Source organism: Microbispora sp. H13382 (assembly GCF_014161445.1).
GTDB lineage: Bacteria > Actinomycetota > Actinomycetes > Streptosporangiales > Streptosporangiaceae > Microbispora.
Genome location: NZ_JABBXA010000020.1, coordinates 168,106 through 185,792 on the forward strand (window position 1 = coordinate 168,106; position 17,687 = coordinate 185,792).

Genomic DNA, 17,687 nt, shown 5'->3' on the forward strand with positions numbered 1-17,687 from the left:
CGGGCGCCGGTCCACGAGGATGATCAGTGTGAGTGGCGGGGCGGGGCGCTGCCGCTGCCGCCGGTGAGGAAGTCCAGGTCCGCGCCCTTGTCGGCTTGGAGGACGTGCTCGCTGTACAGACGCACCCATCCACGGTCGGCGGCCGGTCGCGGGGGCTGCCAGGCGGCGCGACGGCGCTCGAGCTCCGCGGCGTCGACCAGCAGGTCCAGACGCCGCGCCGGGACGTCGAGCCGAATCACGTCGCCGGTACGCACGAGTGCGAGAGGGCCGCCCACCGACGCCTCGGGGGCCACGTGCAGGACGCAGGTGCCGTAGCCGGTGCCGCTCATGCGGGCGTCGGAGATCCGCACCATGTCGGTGACCCCTTCGGTGAGCAGCCGCCGCGGCATGGGCATGTTACCCACCTCGGGAAAACCGGGGTAGCCGCGTGGTCCGGCGTTGCGTACCACGATGACCGTGTCGGCGGTGACGTCCAGATCCGGGTCGTCGGCCACGGCGATGTAGTCCTCGATCCGGTCGAACACGAGCGCCTGTCCGGTGTGCCGCAGCAGATGGGGCGAGGCGGCGGAGACCTTCAGCACGGCCCCGGACGGCGCGAGCGACCCGCGCAGCACGACGGTCCCCGACCCGGCGGGCTGGAACGGCTCCTCCATGGTGCCGATGACCTCCCGGTTCCAGCACTGGGCACCGCTGACGTTGTCGGCCACGCTCTTGCCGCTGACGGTGACGTGGTCCAGGTGCAGCAGGGGGGCGATCTCCTTCATCACCGCCGGGAGCCCGCCCGCGTACGCGAAGTCCTCCATCAGGTGTGTGCCGGAGGGCATCAGGTTCACCAGCATGGGCACGTCGGCGGTGAGCGTGTCGAAGTCCTCCAGCGACAGGGGTACGCCGAGGCGCCCGGCGATCGCCAGCAGGTGCACCACGGCGTTGGTGGAGCCGCCGATCGCGGCGTTGACCCGGATGGCGTTCTCGAAGGCTTCGCGGGTGAGCACGGTGGACAGCCGCTGGTCCTCCTCGACCATGGCCACGATCCGGCGCCCGGCGGCGTGCGCGAGCGCGTACCGGCGGGAGTCGACCGCCGGTACGGCGGCGGCCCCCGGCAGCTGGACGCCGAGCGCCTCGGTCACGCAGGCCATCGTGGAGGCGGTCCCCATGGTCATGCAGTGCCCGCGGCTGCGGGACATGCAGATCTCCGCCTCGGCGCAGTCGGCCGCCGTCATCCGGCCTGCGCGCTGTTCCTCGGTGAAACGCCACACGTCGGTGCCCGATCCGATGTCCCGGCCACGGAACTTGCCGTTCAGCATCGGACCACCGGTGATCATCAACGTGGGCAGGTCGACGCTGGCCGCGCCCATCAGCAGCCCGGGCGTGGTCTTGTCGCAGCCGGACAGCAGCACCACCCCGTCGAGCGGGTTGGCGCGGATCAGTTCCTCGGCCTCCATCGCCAGCAGGTTGCGGTAGAGCATGGTCGTCGGCCGCATCAGCGGCTCCCCCAGGCTCATCGCCGGAAACTCCAGTGGCAGGCCGCCGCTCTCCCACACGCCGCGCTTCACCGACTCGGCCAGGTCGCGCAGGTGGGCGTTGCACGGCGTCAGTTCCGACCACGTCGTGGCGATGCCGACCACCGGCCGGCCGTCGAAGACGTCGTCCGCGAACCCCTGGTTGCGCATCCACGATCGATGGATGAACCCGTTGCGGCCCTCCGCTCCGAACCACTGCTGGCTACGCAGCGGGCGATTCGTCATCGACATCGGGACACCTCTCTGTCATTTCGATTGTCTGCCGGACACCGGCCGGGCTATCTCAGTCCTCCGACGGACAGTCCGCCGCGCCAGTGCCGCTGAAGGGTGAAGAAGGCGATGATGAGCGGGACCACCGAGACGAGCGCGCCCAGGATGATGAGGCTCCAAAGAGAGGTGCTACCCGCGTTGTTCGCCGAGGCGATTCCCTGCCAGAGGCCGAGCCCGACGGTGACGGGGAAGAGCCGGTTGTCGGAGAGCATGGCGAGGGGCAGGAAGTAGTTGTTCCAGGACGCCACGGCGGACAGGAGCAGCACCGTGACCACCGCGGGCCGCATCAGCGGGAAGGCGACCTGGAGGAACGTCCGCAGTTCACCCGCGCCGTCGACCCGCGCCGCGTCCAGGATCTCGTCGGGCACCGCGTCGCGCGCGTACACGTGCATCAGGTAGACGCCGAATGGATTGAGCAGCGACGGAAGGATCACCGCCCAGATCGTGTTCGTCAGGCCGAGCCCGGAGAACATCATGAAGGTGGGGATCACCAGGGCGGTCGCGGGCACCATCAACGCGCCCAGCAGGACCGAGAAGCTGAAGCGCCTGCCGGCGAACCGGTATTTGGCGAATCCGTAGCCGGCCAGGACGGCCAGGACCGTGGCGCCGATCCCGCCCGCGAACGCGTACAGCGTGGAGTTGAGGATCCACCTGCCGTAGATGCCGCCGTCGAAGGTGAACAGCCGCTGGAGGTTTCCAAAGTAGTCGACCGAATCGGCGAACCACAGGGTGTTGCTGCCGCTGAACAGGCCGGGAGCGTCTTTGGAACTGTTGACGATGACCCACCAGAACGGCACCAGGAAGTAGACGACCAGGAAGCCGAGGAAGATCTGCAGCGGGAGATGGCGCTGGGGACGGCGGCGTACGCCGGCGCGGGAGCTGCCGGTCATCAGAAGAAGCTCCTCCGCTTGCGGGTGAAGAACAGGAAGGCGTAGACGCAGACGAACACGATCCCGCCGAGGGCGAAGGAGATCGCCGATCCGTAGTTGAAGTTCGCGAGCCCGAACGCCTGCTGGTAGGCGTACATGTTGGGGGTGAATCCCGGCGAGATCGTGCCGGCCGCGAGATAGCGCAGGATCTGTGGTTCGTTGAAGAACTGCAGGGTGCCGATGAGCGAGAAGACCAGGATCAGGAGCAGCGCGGGGGCGATCAGCGGGATTTTGATCCGGAGCGCGATCTGCCATTTCCCGGCGCCGTCCATGCGGGCGGCCTCGTAAAGCGTCGGGTCGATTCCCTGGAGCGCCGCGTACAGAATGATCATGTAGTAGCCGGCCCACTGCCAGGTGACGACGTTGATCAGGCCGTAGAAGATCAGATTGCTGCTGAAGAAGTCGGGCGCGGTGGCGCCGAACAATCCGAAGATGTCGGTGAGCGGCCCGAAGCTCTTGCTGTAGAGGAATCCCCACATGACCGCCCCGATGACCGTGGGGATGGCGTAGGGAAGGAAGATCATGAGGCGGGAGAAGCGGGTGAACAGCGAGGTCACGGCGTCCAGGATGAGTGCCATCGCGAGCGCGATGACGATCTGCAGCGGGATGGCGACGAGCGAGAAGCGGATGACGAACCACGCCCCGGACAGGAAAGTCGGGTCGGTGAACGCCTTCACGTAGTTGCCGAGGAAGACGAAGCTGGTGCCGCCGATCAGCTTCTTCTGCCAGAGGCTGAGGTAGAACGCGTACGCGAGCGGCGCGATGAGAAGCGCCAGGAAGACGATCGCGAAAGGCCCGACGAAGAGCCACCCCATCAGGTGCTCACGGAGGCGCACCTTGCCGCGGACCTTGTGCGCTTTCTCTTGAGTGCTCGCTGCACTCTCCTCGATCAGGAGGGTCATTGTGGGCTCCGGGAAGTCGATGCTGGGGGTGACGGGCGGGCCGGCCGGGGACGCCCGGCCGGCCCGCCCGTGGTGTCACTGGACGGTGAACCCTTGCTCCTTGGCGTAGCCCACCACGTCCTCCTGGAGCCGGTCGGCGGCCTGCGCACCGGTGACGGAGCCCTGGATGATCGCACTGACCTGCTTCGTCATGGCGTCGAAGTAGTACTGGCCGAACGGGGCGTAGGTCATGCCCTTGTAGGCGTTCGCCGCCGGGACGTAGACCTCCTTGTTCGCCTGCTGACCGTCGAAGAAGTTCACCTTCAGGTCCACGAACTCGGGACTGTTGAGCGCCTTGAGGTTCAGCGGGAAGATGATCTGGTTGGTCCAGCCGTCGGTGAGCGACTCGTCGTCGGCGTAGAGGCCGTACGCCACCTTCGCCGCGAGTTCGGGGTTCTTCGCCTGGCTCGTCACCGAGAAGGCCGACCCGCCCCAGTTCACCTGCACCGGATTGCCGGGATCCCACTGCGGGAGCGGCGCCACCGCCCACTTACCGGTGTCCTCGCCCTTGCCGACGCCCGCGCCGGTGAGGTATCCGGGCGCCCAGGCCGCCGAGATGTACGTCGCGTACTTGCCGTTGACCACACCGGCGATGTACTCCGGCGTGAACTGGTCCTGCGTCCCGACCAGGCCCTTCTTGGCGAGGCTCCCCCAGTAGTCGAGCACGTCCTTGGATGCCTGGTCGTTCAGCTTGATGCCGATCATCTCCGGCTTCGCCGGATCGTAGGCGAACGGACTCGCGCCCTTCTGGATCTGCAACGCCATCAGGACGGCCGGCACGTTCGCGCCCAGGTCGCCGAACAGCGGGCCCCCCGCGTCCTTCACCTTCTGCGCAGCCTGCTCGTACTCGGCCCACGTCTTCGGTGGAGTGACCTTGTACTTGTCGAAGACGTCCTTCCGGTAGATCATCGCCATCGGGCCGCCGTCGACCGGAACGCCGTAGACCGCGCCGCCGATCGAGACGTCCTTCCACGCGCCCGTGCCGTAGTTGTCCTTGACGGCGTCATAGCCGTACTGCTTGATGTCGACGAGCGCCTTCTGGATCTGGAAGGTCGGGATCCGGTCCGCCTCGATCATGATCACGTCGGGCGCGCCGCTGCCCGCCGAGATGGCCGTCTGGAACTTGTCGTACTCGTCACCGCCCTGACCGACGTTGGTCCAGCAGACCTGCACCTCGTTGTTCTGCTTGTTGAAGTTGTCGACGACGAGCTGCATGTTGGGGTACCAGCCCCAGAAGGTCACGACCGGCAGGTCCTTCTTGCTGATCGTGTTCGTGCAGTTGCTCGCGTTGTTTCCGCCCGCGTCGTTCGCGGGCGCGGCGCTTCCGCCCGCGGTGTTCGCGCCCCCTCCCGCGTCGGGGGCGCAGGCGGCCAGCGCGCTCGCGGCGGCGAGCATGGCCGCCGTGACAATTAGTCTTTTCGTCTTCATTGACATGATCTCCCCTTCGGGGTCACAGCGCACAAGGGGTCCATGCGCCGCCGCTGAGGCCGAGCGATCGGCCGGGACGGGGCGCGGATGACACGATCCGCGCCCTGTCCCTCGCGCCGATTTCTCAATGTGAGCGCTCACACGCTCACGTGCGTGGCGAGCATCACCGGGGGCCCGGTGGTGTCGCCTCCAGTGGGCCTGGGATCAGCGCTTGAACAAGCGCGGTGCCAGGTCGATGAGGTTCTTCTGCCACACGTCCCAGCCGTGCGGCCCGGGGGTGACCCCGTCGAACTCGTAACGGATGCCGAGGTTGTCCATCGTGGTCAGTCCCGCCATGAACGACGGGTACACGAAGTCGGTGACGTCGCCGACGTACACGCGCAGCAGCTTGGTCCCGTTGTTGATCGCCGCCACGTCGACGCCGGTGCCGCCGCCGAACCCGGCCGAGAACGCCGCGATGTAGGCGAACCGGCCCGGGTACGCCTTGAGCATCCCGATCGTCTGTCCACCACCCATCGAGAGGCCGGCGAGTGCCTGCTGCGACGGGTCGCCGGAGACGTTGTACCGGGCGCGTACGGCCGGGTCGATGTTCTCCAGCAGTTCCTTGTTGAAGTTGGACACATTGCCGTTGCTCATCACGACCACCATCGGCACCAGGTTGCCGTCACGGTAGTGGTTGTCGAGAATCTGCTTGGCGCGTCCCATCTCGACCCAGTCCGTGTGGTTCTGGCCGCCACCGTGCTGCAGGTAGAAGACGGGATACGGCTCCGCGCGGTTCGGGTCGTAGCCGGGCGGGGTCCAGACCAACGCGGTCCGGTCCTGGTTCGTCACGTTGCTGCGGTACGTCAGACTCTCGACCTTCCCGCCCTGACCGGCGGGAACGTCCGTGACCAGGCGTGCCCTCTCACCGGGGACGAGGAAGGTGCTCCAGGTGGGCTCGGTGGTCACCTTCGTCGGGTTCGACGCGTCCTTGACCGCGACCCGATCCACGATGAGCCGGTAGTAGTAGAACCACGGCTCGAACGGGCCCACGGTCGCCCGCCACCGGTCGCCCTCACGGGACAGCGGGACGCGCAGCCAGCTCCCGCCGGGAGCGATGTTCGCCCACACCGTGACGTGCTTGGCGTCCTTGAAGTCCGTCGTGGTCTCGAAGGTGACGAAGCCGTCCTGCACGAACGGCGTCGGCGTGGTGCCGGGCGCCGGCGGGGTGAACTCGCCCTTCAGCGGCTCGTGACCGGCGCTCGGACCGTGGTCCGACGCCTTACGGAACAGCCGCGGCAGGAAATCGATCAGGTTCTCCTGCCAGGCGGTCCAGTTCGCCCCGCCGTCGGGGTTGACCCCGTCGAACTCGTACTTGACGCGGGCGCGGTCCAGCGCCTTCGTCAGGCGGACGGTCGCGTTGTACGCGGGATCGGTCACGTTCCCGGTGTACAGACGCACCAGCTTGACACCGGGGTTCGGTCCGGGGCCGGGCTTCCCACCGGCGACCTCCGTGAGGAGGCCCGAGAACGAGCCGGCGTAGGCGAACTGGCCGGGGCCGGTCAGGGCGGCACGCAACGCCTGCGACCCGCCCTCGGACACACCGGCGATCGCCTGGTGCTCCCGGTCGCGGTGGACGCGGTAGGCGTCCCCGACCGCCTTGCGGAGGTCCTTGAGCTCCTTGTCGTCGTCCGGTCCGCGACCGTCGGTGATCACGACCACCATCGGCTCGATGGCGCCGTCGGCCGACAGGTTGTCGAGGATCTGCCTGGCACGGCCGAGGTCGAGCCAGTCGGTGGCGCTCCTGTCCGTGCCGGACTGCAGGTACAGCACCGGATACGGCTTGCCGCCCTTGGCCGAGTACCCCGGCGGGGTCCAGACCAGGGCCGACCGCTCCTCCTTCTTGACCCGGTAGGTCAGGGTCTCGACCTTGCCGCCCTGCCCCTCAGGCGCGTCCGCCAGCAGGCGCGCCGAGTCGCCCTTGACGAGGAAGGTGCTCCACAGAGGCTTGGACGCCACGGTGGTGCTGTTCGTCGGGTCCTTGAGGCCCTTGGTGTCGTCGCCCGTGACCTGGTAGTAGTACAGCCCCGGCTTGAGCGGGCCAAGGACTCCCGTATAGGCGCTGCCCCCGCGGCTCAGGCCGAACTCCACCCAGGAGGAGGAGGGGCCGAAGTTCCCCTCGATGACGACCTGGGACACCTGGCCCATGCCGGCCTGGATGTCCGCCGTCGGGACGCTGAACGAGACGTAGCCGTCATCCGAGACACTCAGCCACGGCGTGGCCGCCGTGGCCGGCCGCGGCGCGAGTAACACCGCCGCGAGCGCCATGACTCCGGCGACGATCACCGCCGAGAGCCGTCGTGCGCCCATGGGACGCGACCTGCCGTGATACAGTAAGGTCATACCGAAAACTCCTTGTGATGGTCGGCAGCGGGGTAGGGCCGCTCAGCCGACCTAGCTTCTCGGTGTATGTGACGCGGTTTGTGTAGCTTTACCTCCGTTCGTCACTGGTTTGATGTGTTTCCTGAACGCCAGGTGCACCTGGATGGTGCACCTGTGCGTCGTGTCAGGGTCTCTTTGTGATCTGCGGTGTCGTGATCCGCGGTGGTGCGGTGGAGCCGCGGACCACCAACCGGGTCGGAAGCAGTATTTGGCGGGGGCCCTCCCACTCGCCGGTCACCAGCGACTTGAGCATGCGCGCGGCCTCGTGTCCGAGGCGGTACATCGACTGGTCCACCGTGGTCAGCGCCGGCTCGGCCAGCGCCGACTCCGGAATGTTGTCGAATCCGACCACCGACAGGTCGCCGGGAACGTCGAGCCCCAACTCCTTCGCGACCTCCAGAACCTTCAGGGCCATTCCGTCGCTCGCGGCGAAGATCGCCGTCGGCCGGTCCGGCCTTTCCAGCAACGCGCGCGCCAGCGGGATCGCCGACTCGGGATTGAAGTCGCCCCTGCCGATCAACGTCGGATCGGCCGGAACTCCCGCTTCGGCCAGCGCCCTGCGGTAACCCTCCTCACGCGACCAGGCCGCCGCGAGGCTGGAACGGCCCGCGATGAATCCGATACGCCGATGGCCCAGGCCGAGCAGATGCTCGACCACCTGGGTGGCACCCGCGAGGTTGTCGGCCGTCACGGACGGCACCGTCGAGTCCCTCACCGGATCTATGACCACGACCGGAGTGCTGCTCCGCACCTCACCCCAGGGCGTGACCACGATGCATCCGTCCGTGAGGGTGCCCGACAGGCGGGTCAGGTGCCGCTGCTCCCAGCCCTCCGAGTACGTCCCGTAGAGATCGCTGTTGGCATAGATGATCAGGTCGAAGCCGGACTGGCGCAGGGCATCCATCACGCCCTTGAGCACCTCGGCCGTATAGGACTGGAAGCTGTGCGTCACCAGGCCCAGAACGTTGGTGCGGCTGCGGCGCAGGCTGGTCGCCACGAGGCTCGACTCGTAGCCCAGCCGCTCGATGGCCGAACGGACCTGCGCGATGGTGCTGGCACTGACGCCGTAACGCCCGTTGACCACCCGCGACACCGTCGCGGTGGAGACGCCCGCCAGACGCGCGACGTCGCTCATCGTCACCGGCGTATCGCCGTCGGCCATGCCGCCCTCTCTACATTGCAATCGTTATCGGTTACGTTTCCAACGCTTAACGTAAGCGATAACGAATGCCAACACAAGACCCATTTCGGCCTCTCAGCGCGCCGACCGCATGTCCGAAAAGGACACAGCCGGATCGCCCCGATACCCCGCCCCACCTGCCGCGCCGTCATCTCGGCCACGCGGTCGCCGGTGGCACTTCCACGACGTCGACCGCGCCCGTGTAGGCCTTTCGGACCTCGGTCCGGTCAGCGTCGCCGGTGATGGCGAACGTGCCCGCGGGGGTAAGAACAGTGGAGGAGAAGCCGACATATACCTCAATATGTCCGGTTTCTATGGCGTAGTCCATGTTGCGGTTGTAGAAACCAAGCTGACCCGTCGGCAGACGGAACCGTATGGCCGTTCGCCGCCCCGGCCCGGCGTACACACGGGCGAAGCTCTTCAACTCGAGCACAGGCCGGGTGACCGTCGCCTGCGGATCCCGGATGTAGAGCTGGACGACTTCCTCGCCTGCCCGATCGCCCGTGTTGGCCACGGTGACCTCCACGGTGACGCTGTCCCCGGCGGTCACTTCGGCGTGGTCCAGCGTGACGTGTTCGATGACGAACGGGGCGTAGCCGAGTCCGTGGCCGAAGGGGTATCGCGGGCTGACGGGCGAGTCGACGTAATCGCCGTGCCAGTGCGACCGTCCGCCGGACACCTTGTGCCCGTAGAAGACGGGTATCTGGCCCACGGAGCGCGGGTAGGAGATCGGCAGCTTCCCGCTCGGGTTCACCTCGCCGAGCAGCACCTCGGCGATCGCCTGCGCCCCGGTCTGCCCGGGCAGCCAGGCCATCAGCACCGCGGCGCACTCCTCGTGCAGGAAGTCGCCGCCGACCGGCCGGCCGGCGACGAGCACCGCCACCACGGGGGTGCCGGTGGCGACGACGGCACGGACCAGGTCCTCCTGGACACCGGGCAGCTCCAGGCTGGACCGGTCCCTCGACTCGCCCGTCGTGGCCCGGGTCGTCAGCCCCGAACGGTCTCCCAGGACCAGCACCGCGACGTCGGCCGCCGCGGCGGCCGCGACCGCCTCGTCGAAACCGTCCCTCGACGCGTCGATCACATCGCACCCGTGCGCGTAGCGCACCCGGTCGCCCAGGCGAGCCGTGAGCTCGTCGCGCACCGTGGGCACCCCGTCCGTGCTCTCCTCCATCTCGAGGTCGTCCGGCACCGTCATCGTCTGGCCGAGCAGACCCTTCCGCTCGCGCGCCTCCAGCAGCGACTCGACATGCGCAGCGAAGGAGTAGTCACCGAGCAGATGCCGGGCGCTGTCGGCGTTCGGCCCGATGAGGGCGACCGTTCCGGCGCCCGGCCGCAGCGGCAGGACGCCCTCGTTCTTGAGCAGGACGAGGCTGCGGCGAGCCGTCTCGAGCGCCACCTCCCGGTGCCGCTCGGCGTTCACCGTCACCGCGACCGCGGTCTCGTCGACGTAGGGGTTCTCGAACAGGCCGAGCTCGAACTTGTGCCGGAGGACCCGTGCGACCGCTTCGTCCAGTTCCCCCTCGCCGACCTCACCGGCGTCCAGGGCGCGTGCCAGCGCGTCCGCGTACGCGTCCGTCGCCGGAAGCTCGACGTCGGTGCCCGCGGTGAGCGCCGAAGCCGCCGCCCGCCGCTTGTCCTCGGCGAAGTGGTGATACGAATGGAGATCGTCGACGGCGAAGTAGTCCGACACGACGGTGCCCGTGAAGCCCCACTCCCCACGGAGGACATCGGTGAGGAGCTCACGGTTGGCATGGCAGGGGATCCCGTCCAGCTCGTGGTAGCCGGCCATCACCGACTGGAGGCCCGCCTCCCGGACCGCCGTCTCGAACGGATACAGATACACCTCCCGCAGCAGACGAGGTGGCAGGTGCGCCGGCGCCCAGTTCAACCCGCCCTCGGACGCCCCGTAACCGACGAAGTGCTTGGCCGTCGCGATGACGCCCTCCGCCGGAGAAGCGCCCTGGAGGCCCCGGATGAACGCCACGCCCATGCGGGCCACCAGATACGGGTCCTCGCCGTAGGTCTCCTCCGTCCGGCCCCACCGCGGGTCCCGCACCACGTCCAGCACCGGTGAGAGCCCCTGGTGGCTTCCCATCGCGCGCATCTGCGCACGGACGGCATCCGCCAGCCGCCGGTTGAGCTCCGGCTCCCAGGTGCTCGCGACCCCGATCGCCTGGGGGAAGATGGTCGCCTCGCGCGCCATCAAGCCGGAGCACACCTCCTCGTGCACGATCGCCGGAATCCCCAGCCGGGTCTGCGTCACCAGAAACCGCTGGATCGCGTTCGCCACGCGCGCCACCTGTTCGGCCTTGAGATTGGTGGCTCCGGCGACCCGGGTCACGTGCCCCAAGCCGTGCCGAAGGACCGTCCGTGCCCGCTCCTCCGCGTACCGGCCGCCGTCCATCACCGAGAACGCCCAGACGCTTCCCAGCTGTGCGAGCTTCTCCTCCCGGGTCATCCGGGCAAGCAGATCCGCCACGCGCTCCCCCACGGGAGCGGCCCGATCGGTGTAGATCGCCCCGGACTCCTGCCTGACAGTGGTCACCCGATCACCCCATTCCGCCTTTGCAAACGTAATCGGTAACGTTTACAACGTCACCGTCGCCGATCACAATGACTTTGTCCAGAGCTCGCATCGGAGCGCCTGAGGTCATGCGCTTCACGGTGGAAGGGAAACCGGAGTGCACATCGTTAGGTATCGGCGGCATGCCGACCCCCGCCCACGCGTCGCGGTGGTGAATGACGGCATCCTGTCCACCCTGCCGGTCGCCGGCATGTTCGAGCTTCTCCAGCACCGGAAGGAGGACATCGAGCGGATCTGCGCCGACGCCACCCCCGACGGCCTGCTCAGCGAGGTGCGGCCGCTCGCACCCGTGGACGGCGCCATGGAGGTCTGGGCGTCAGGCGTGACCTACCTGCGTTCTCGGGACGCACGAGTGGAAGAGAGCGCCCTCAAATCGGTCTACGAGCTGGTCTATGACGCCGAGCGTCCCGAGTTGTTCTTCAAGTCGCCCGCCTGGCGAGTGGTCGTCGACGGCGAACCCGTCGGCATCCGCTCCGATTCGGTGCTCAACGTTCCCGAGCCCGAGCTGGCGCTTGTGGTGAACCGATTCGAGGAAATCGTCGGCTACGTCGTCTGCAACGACATGAGCTCACGGTCGGTGGAGGGCGAGAACCCGCTCTACCTGCCCCAGGCCAAGACGTACGCCGGCGCGTGCGCTCTGTCCTCCGGGATCAGACCCGCATGGGAGGTCGACCCCTCCGACCTCGCCATCCGCCTGACGGTCGCTCGCGAGGGCGCCGTCATCTGGGACGGCACGACCTCCACCAGTCAGATCAGGCGCCCGTTCACCGAGCTGACCGCCTACCTGTTCCACTCCGAGAACCATCCCCACGGGGTCGTGCTCTCCACCGGGACCGGCCTCGTGCCCGAACTCGACTTCCGGTTGCACGCGGGCGACCTGATCACCGTGACGATCCAGGAGGTCGGGGAGCTCCGCAACCAGGTTGTCGTGGGCAAGGACCACTTCGGCTTCCTGACGCCCCCGTGACACACGGCGGCGCTTCGGGCCGCGCAGCGGCTTCGGGCCGACAGCTCACGGCGTCCTGAGCGAGGAGGCCGCCTCCGCGGTGGGGTCCCCGCCGAGCGGAGCGACGTCGCTTTGAAAGCGGGACATCCCGCGCAGGAAGACGGTCGCCATCGGCACGGCGAATCCGGCGACCGCGCCGATCAGCAGCAGCGTCGAACGGCCGATCGCCGCGCCGGCCGGACCGGTCAGCGTCAGGCCGAGGGGCGTCATGACCGAGGCGGCCAGCCAGTCGACGGAGGTGACCCGGGCGAGGCGCTCCGGCGGGATCTCCCTCTGGAGGTTCACCACCCACTGCACGGCGAAGATCTCCAGCCCGAGACCCGCGGCGATGTAGCACGCGTACACGAACTCCGGCGACACCGGCCAGGCGAGCGCGAGCGGCACGACGCCGTAGAGAGCGAGCCCGGTGATCGCGGCCAGCCCCGGCCTGCCGGGTCTCCACCTCATGCCGATCAGCCCGCCCGCCAGGCCCCCGACCGACAGCAGGGCGAGGGCGGTTCCGTAGACGGCGTCGCCGCCGAAGGTCTCACGGGAGACGAGAGGCAACAGGACCTGCGCCGGCGCGATCGTGAGCATCTGCTGGAGCGCGACGGCGATGATGACGCCCAGGACCCACCGCCGCCGTGAGACCTCGGCGAGTCCGTCGCCGATCTCCCGCACGGCCGACGCCCGCGGTCCCGGCCTGACGACGGGTTCGCGCAGCGGCAGGAGAAGGACGAGGCCGAGCAGATAGGCCGTCAGCACGGCGAAAAATCCGATCCCGGCGGACCACGCCGTCACGACGTACGCGCCGAGACCGGGCCCGATGACGGCGCCGAGCCGCCAGGAGACGGCGGTCAGCGCCGCGCCGGCCGGACGCTGGCCGGGGGTGAGCACGGATGACAGGCACGCCTGGTAGGCGGGCCGGTGGAACGCCTCCGCCGCTCCGACGAGGAAGACCAGGAGCCCGAGGAGCCAGGTGGAGGTGTCGCCGGACAACCCGACGGCGGCCACACAGCATTGGAAACCCAGCGAGGCGACCATCACCGTACGGCGCGGCAGTCGATCCGCCCACAGCCCGCCGAGCAACGCGAACACGATGATCGCGACCCATCGGCAGGTGAAGATCGCGCCGACGGTCGAGGCCGTGCCACCCGCGTTGAGGGCCGCGATGGTTATCGTGACCGGAAAGATCTGGTCGGCCGCCACCGACATCGTGAAGCTGAGCCACAGCAGGCGGAATTCGCGATTTCGCGCCAGAGAACCGTCCGCGGAACGAGCCGGAACCATGAGCTTCCCCAAGCGACTGCGCATGGTAAGCAATGAATCCCGATCGAACGGAACCCGCAAGACGACGATCTGCCACCCTGCCACGACGAGCCTTTCGTCATTCACCTCCTGACCGGCGATATCGCTGGTCAGGAAGCCCAGGCGTCATGAGGTCGTCCGGAATCCGGGCCGGTGGCCGCCGTTTCCCCGCGATATCCTCAGCGACTCATTCCGCCATTCGAGAAGCTCCGCGACCCGCCAATTCTCCGCGCACACTCTCCCGCGTGCCGGACGAAATTCCGGCGCCGGTTCAGGCGCCCGGCGCTTCGAGCACCTGCTTCAGCCGGGTGAGGTCGGCCTGCACGAGACCCGCGTCGCGGGCGAAGTCCTCGTCGCTCACGCCCGGAAGGCGACGCAGGGTGAACACCACCTCGCAGCCGTCGCCGTCGGGGATGACCCGCATCGGGTTGTGGACGACCTCGCCGGAGGGCAGCGTGACCTCATGGTCGAGGACGCCGTACGTGTTGCGCTCCACGAAGGCGAAGCCGACCCGGCCCGACGGTGTCACCACGAACCACTGCCCGTCGGCGTTCTCCACCGCCTCGCCGAGCCCGGGAGCCCAGGTGGGGAGATTGGCCGGGTCCGACGCGTATTCGTAGACCTCGTCCGCCGGCCGGTCGATTCGCTCGCTGATGTGTCGTGATTCCGCCGCCATGCACGTCAGTATTCCGGCAATGGCTTCTGGGCAGGGCCGGCGCGGACGCGAGTCACCAGGGAAGGGGACCCCCGGCGTCGAAGTAGCCCCCGGTCGGGCCGTCCCGGCCCACCTGCGCCATGCGGACGATGATCTCGGCGCCCTCCTCGACGGTCTGCGTGCCCGTGTGCCCGTTCAGGTCCGTGGCGGTGTATCCGGGCTCCACCGCGTTGATCCGCATGCCCGGGAACGCCTTCGCGTACTGCACGGTGATCATGTTGACCGCGGTCTTCGACGCCGGGTAGGCGACTCCCGGATACGCGTACGCCGGCGAGCCGGGGGTCGCGGCGCCGGCGAGCGAGGCCAGGCCGCTGCTCACGTTGACCACGACCGGCGCGGCGGACCGCTCCAGCAGCGGCAGGAACGCGTGGGTGACGCGCACCAGGCCGAAGACGTTCGTCTCGAACACGCGCCGCATCATGTCGGCGGTGGTCCCCGCGGCGCCGGTGACCGCGTTCGCCTCGGTGCGTTCCTCGATGCCGGCGTTGTTGACCAGCACGTCCAGTCCGCCGTCCGCCTCGACGGTCTTCGCGGCGGCGGCCACGGACGCGTCGTCGGTGACGTCGAGGAGGACCCAGCGCGCGCCCAGCCGTTCGGCGGCCCGGCGCCCGCGCCCGGCGTCCCGGCTGCCGACGTAGACGGTGTGACCCGCCGCGACGAGCCGGCGGGCGGTCTCGAAGCCGAGTCCCTTGTTCGCTCCGGTGATCAGCGTTGTCGTCATGCCTCCAGGGTCCGCCCCGGCCGTACGGCCGGCCAGCGCCCCCCGCTTCCTGGGACTTCCGGTACCAGGCAGGACCGCGCCCGGCGGTGCAGACTTGGGTGCATGGCGACGACGGAGTTCGGCGGAGCGGTGCGCCGCTGGCGCGACCGCGCCTCGCCCGAGGCCGCCGGGCTGCCCGGCGGCGGGCACCGGCGCGCGACCGGGCTGCGCCGGGAGGAGCTGGCCATGCTGGCCGGGATCTCCGTCGACTACGTCACGCGGCTCGAACAGGGCCGTGCGTCCAACCCGTCGGCGCAGGTCGTCGAGGCCCTGGCGAGGGCCCTGCGGCTGTCCGGCACCGAGCGCGCGCACCTGTTCCGGCTGGCCGGGCTGGCGCCGCCCGGCCCGGAGACGGTGTCGGCGTACGTCACCCCCGGCGTGCAGCGGATGCTCGACCGGCTGGCCGGAACACCCGTCGCGGTCTACGACGCGTGCTGGACCCTGCTCATCGCGAACCCGCCGTACGCCGCGCTGATGGGCGATCCGTCCGGATGGCGCGGCGACCGGCGCAACGCGGTGTGGCGGCACTTCCTCGGCCCCGGCAGCCGGGCCCGGCACACCCCGGAGTCACTGCGGGCGTTCGAGACGGCCCTGGTCGCCGACCTGCGCGCAACCCGCGACCGCTACCCGGCCGACCAGCGGTTGCGGCGGCTGGTCGCGGATCTGTGCGCGAACAGCGACCGGTTCGCCGAGCTGTGGGACTCCGGCACCGTCGGCCGGCACCAGGCCGGGCGCAAAACCATCGACCATCCGGACGTCGGTCCCCTGACCCTGGACTGCGACGTGCTCACGGTGACGGGCAGCGACCTGCGCGTCATGGTCTACACCGCCGAACCCGGAACCGAGGACGCCGAGCGCCTCGCGCTGCTCACCGTGCTCGGCACCCAGTCGCTCGCCGGGTAGCGCCGGCACGCCGGGGGCCGAAAGTTTTCGGGCGCGGTATGAAGCGCCAGCCGGGCAGTTCGCCGATTTCGTTGTCACGATGACCGAAACATTTAGAGCCATAAGCGCAACTCGCCGTTAGACTGCGCCTTGTGACCGTTGTCGACGAGCCGTCCGCATCAGAACCAGAACCGCTGACCCTCGCGCAGCTCGCCGAGCTCGCGGGAGTGTCCAAGGCGACGGTCTCCAAGGTGGTGAACGGCCGCTCCGCAGTGGCGCCGGAGACCCGCGCGATGATCGAGGACCTCATCCGGGAGCACGGCTTCCGCAGGCAGCGACGGCGCTCCAGCCCCGCGGCCGTGCTGGAGCTGGTCTTCCACGAACTGGCGGGCGACTACCCGACGGAGATCGTCCGGGGTGTCGGGCAGATCGCGCGCGAGCACCACTTGGCCGTGGCGATCTCCGAGCTGGAGGGCCACCACACTCCCGGCGGCGACTGGCTGGAGGACGTGCTCATGCGCCGCCCCACCGGCGTCATCGCGGTCTTCTCCAACCTGACCGGCCTACAGCGGGAACGGCTCGCCACCCGCAAGATCCCCCTCGTTCTCCTGGACCCGACGGGCGACCCCGGCCACCGGACGCCCTCCGTGGGCGCGGGCAACTGGAACGGCGGGCTCAGCGCCACCCGCCATCTGCTGGAGCTGGGCCACCGGCGGATCGCCATCATCACCGGGCCGTCACACGCGTTGTCCAGCCGAGCCCGTCTCGACGGGTACCGCGCGGCGCTCGACACCGCCGGTGTGCCCGTCGACCCGGACCTCATCTGCCCGGGTGACTACCAGATCGAGGACGGACTGACGCACACGCACCGCCTGCTGCGCCTGCCGGATCCGCCCACCGCCGTCTTCGCCTCCAACGACGGCCAGGCCATCGGCGTCTACCACGCGGCCCACCAGCTGGGGCTGCGCATCCCGGAGGACCTCAGCGTCATCGGCTTCGACGACATGCCCCCGGTGCGCTGGGCCATCCCGCCGCTGACCACGATCCACCAGCCGCTGACCGAGATGGCGGCGGCGGCCGCCAGGATGCTGGTGACGCTCGCCAGAGGCGAACCCCTCCCCCATAACCGTCAGGAGTTCGCCACGACCCTCGTCGTACGCGGCAGCACCGCGCCGCCGAAGCGGTAGCTCGCCGGAGCCTCCGGTGCGGGCGGGGTCCTTGGTCCCGCCCGCACCGGAGGCGATCCTCGCCAGGAAGGGGGTCAGGGGCTGGTGCAGGTGACGGACGGGGTGGCCGCGCTGCCGTTGGCGGTGAAGCCGAAGGTGGTGGACGAGCCGGCCGCGATGGAGCCGTTGTAGTCCGCGTTGCGGACCGTCACGGAGGAGCCGGACCCGCTCGACACGCCGCTCCACAGGCTGCTGATGGTCTGCCCGCTCGGCCAGGTCCACTTCACGGTCCAGCCGTTGACCGCCGAACTGCCCGCCCGTACGGTCACCGTCGACTGGAACCCGCCCGGCCAGCTGTTGGTCGTCTCGATGGTCGCCGAGCACGCCCCCGTCACCGGAGACGGCGTCGAGGACGGGGTGGTACGCGGAGAGGGACTGGTGTTGGGGGACGGACTCGTGTTCGGAGACGGGCTGGTGTTCGGGGTCGCCGCGTTGAGTGCGTCGAGGACGGCGGTGTAGGCCTGCTTCTTGTTGTAGTTGCCGTCGAACAGCAGCGGGGTGTCGCCGCTGCGCCAGGAGTACTTGTCGGTGATGC

14 protein-coding genes are annotated in these 17,687 nt (G+C 69.0%); 3 read left to right on the top strand and 11 right to left on the bottom strand.

Annotated features, from left to right (window positions below; translation table 11 throughout):
- Positions 1-23: 23 nt before the first annotated feature.
- From HHX41_RS31685 to HHX41_RS31715, 7 genes are all read right to left on the bottom strand, one after another.
- The gene (locus HHX41_RS31685; protein WP_182908867.1) at positions 24-1,751 is read right to left on the bottom strand and encodes an IlvD/Edd family dehydratase; all 1,728 of its coding nucleotides are present in this window, start codon (positions 1,749-1,751) and stop codon (positions 24-26) included.
- A gap of 47 nt (positions 1,752-1,798) precedes the next feature.
- A complete protein-coding gene (locus tag HHX41_RS31690) occupies positions 1,799-2,680 on the bottom strand; it encodes a carbohydrate ABC transporter permease (RefSeq protein ID WP_169987467.1) in 882 nt (293 codons plus the stop codon).
- On the bottom strand, positions 2,680-3,621 hold the full coding sequence (locus HHX41_RS31695; RefSeq protein ID WP_169987469.1) for a carbohydrate ABC transporter permease: 942 nt from the start codon (positions 3,619-3,621) through the stop codon (positions 2,680-2,682). The genes HHX41_RS31690 and HHX41_RS31695 overlap by 1 nt, the downstream gene beginning before the upstream one ends.
- Before the next feature lie 75 nt (positions 3,622-3,696).
- On the bottom strand, positions 3,697-5,088 hold the full coding sequence (locus HHX41_RS31700) for an extracellular solute-binding protein (protein ID WP_182908868.1): 1,392 nt from the start codon (positions 5,086-5,088) through the stop codon (positions 3,697-3,699).
- A gap of 204 nt (positions 5,089-5,292) precedes the next feature.
- Entirely contained in the window at positions 5,293-7,470 is a 2,178-nt protein-coding gene (locus tag HHX41_RS31705; protein WP_182908869.1) for an esterase family protein, read from the bottom strand.
- Between the two features lie 163 nt (positions 7,471-7,633).
- Complete coding sequence (locus tag HHX41_RS31710; RefSeq protein WP_182908870.1) at positions 7,634-8,671, bottom strand: LacI family DNA-binding transcriptional regulator; 1,038 nt, start codon at positions 8,669-8,671, stop codon at positions 7,634-7,636.
- A gap of 166 nt (positions 8,672-8,837) precedes the next feature.
- A complete protein-coding gene (locus tag HHX41_RS31715) occupies positions 8,838-11,237 on the bottom strand; it encodes a glycoside hydrolase family 3 N-terminal domain-containing protein (RefSeq protein ID WP_220504594.1) in 2,400 nt (799 codons plus the stop codon).
- A 136-nt stretch (positions 11,238-11,373) separates the two neighbouring features.
- Between HHX41_RS31715 and HHX41_RS31720 the strand changes: the two genes are divergently transcribed.
- On the top strand, positions 11,374-12,243 hold the full coding sequence (locus HHX41_RS31720) for a fumarylacetoacetate hydrolase family protein (RefSeq protein ID WP_220504595.1): 870 nt from the start codon (positions 11,374-11,376) through the stop codon (positions 12,241-12,243).
- 45 nt (positions 12,244-12,288) lie between these two features.
- On the opposite strand, the gene HHX41_RS31725 is transcribed toward HHX41_RS31720, so the two are convergent.
- The 3 genes from HHX41_RS31725 to HHX41_RS31735 all read right to left on the bottom strand — a co-directional run bounded on the left by HHX41_RS31725 (position 12,289) and on the right by HHX41_RS31735 (position 15,005).
- Complete coding sequence (locus HHX41_RS31725; RefSeq protein WP_182908871.1) at positions 12,289-13,551, bottom strand: MFS transporter; 1,263 nt, start codon at positions 13,549-13,551, stop codon at positions 12,289-12,291.
- 289 nt (positions 13,552-13,840) lie between these two features.
- Positions 13,841-14,245, bottom strand: coding sequence for an SRPBCC family protein (locus tag HHX41_RS31730; RefSeq protein WP_169987476.1), 405 nt, complete (start codon positions 14,243-14,245; stop codon positions 13,841-13,843).
- Between the two features lie 52 nt (positions 14,246-14,297).
- Complete coding sequence (locus HHX41_RS31735; RefSeq protein WP_182908872.1) at positions 14,298-15,005, bottom strand: SDR family NAD(P)-dependent oxidoreductase; 708 nt, start codon at positions 15,003-15,005, stop codon at positions 14,298-14,300.
- Positions 15,006-15,107: 102 nt separating this feature from the next.
- Here HHX41_RS31735 and HHX41_RS31740 point away from each other — a divergent pair, with 102 nt between their 5' ends.
- Positions 15,108-15,947: a helix-turn-helix transcriptional regulator gene (locus HHX41_RS31740; RefSeq protein ID WP_182908873.1), complete on the top strand. Its 840-nt coding sequence runs from the start codon at positions 15,108-15,110 to the stop codon at positions 15,945-15,947.
- 131 nt (positions 15,948-16,078) lie between these two features.
- Complete coding sequence (locus HHX41_RS31745; protein WP_182908874.1) at positions 16,079-17,113, top strand: LacI family DNA-binding transcriptional regulator; 1,035 nt, start codon at positions 16,079-16,081, stop codon at positions 17,111-17,113.
- 74 nt (positions 17,114-17,187) lie between these two features.
- Here HHX41_RS31745 and HHX41_RS31750 read toward each other — a convergent pair.
- The coding region (locus HHX41_RS31750; protein WP_182908875.1) for a cellulose binding domain-containing protein at positions 17,188-17,687 on the bottom strand (500 nt) is incomplete at its 5' end.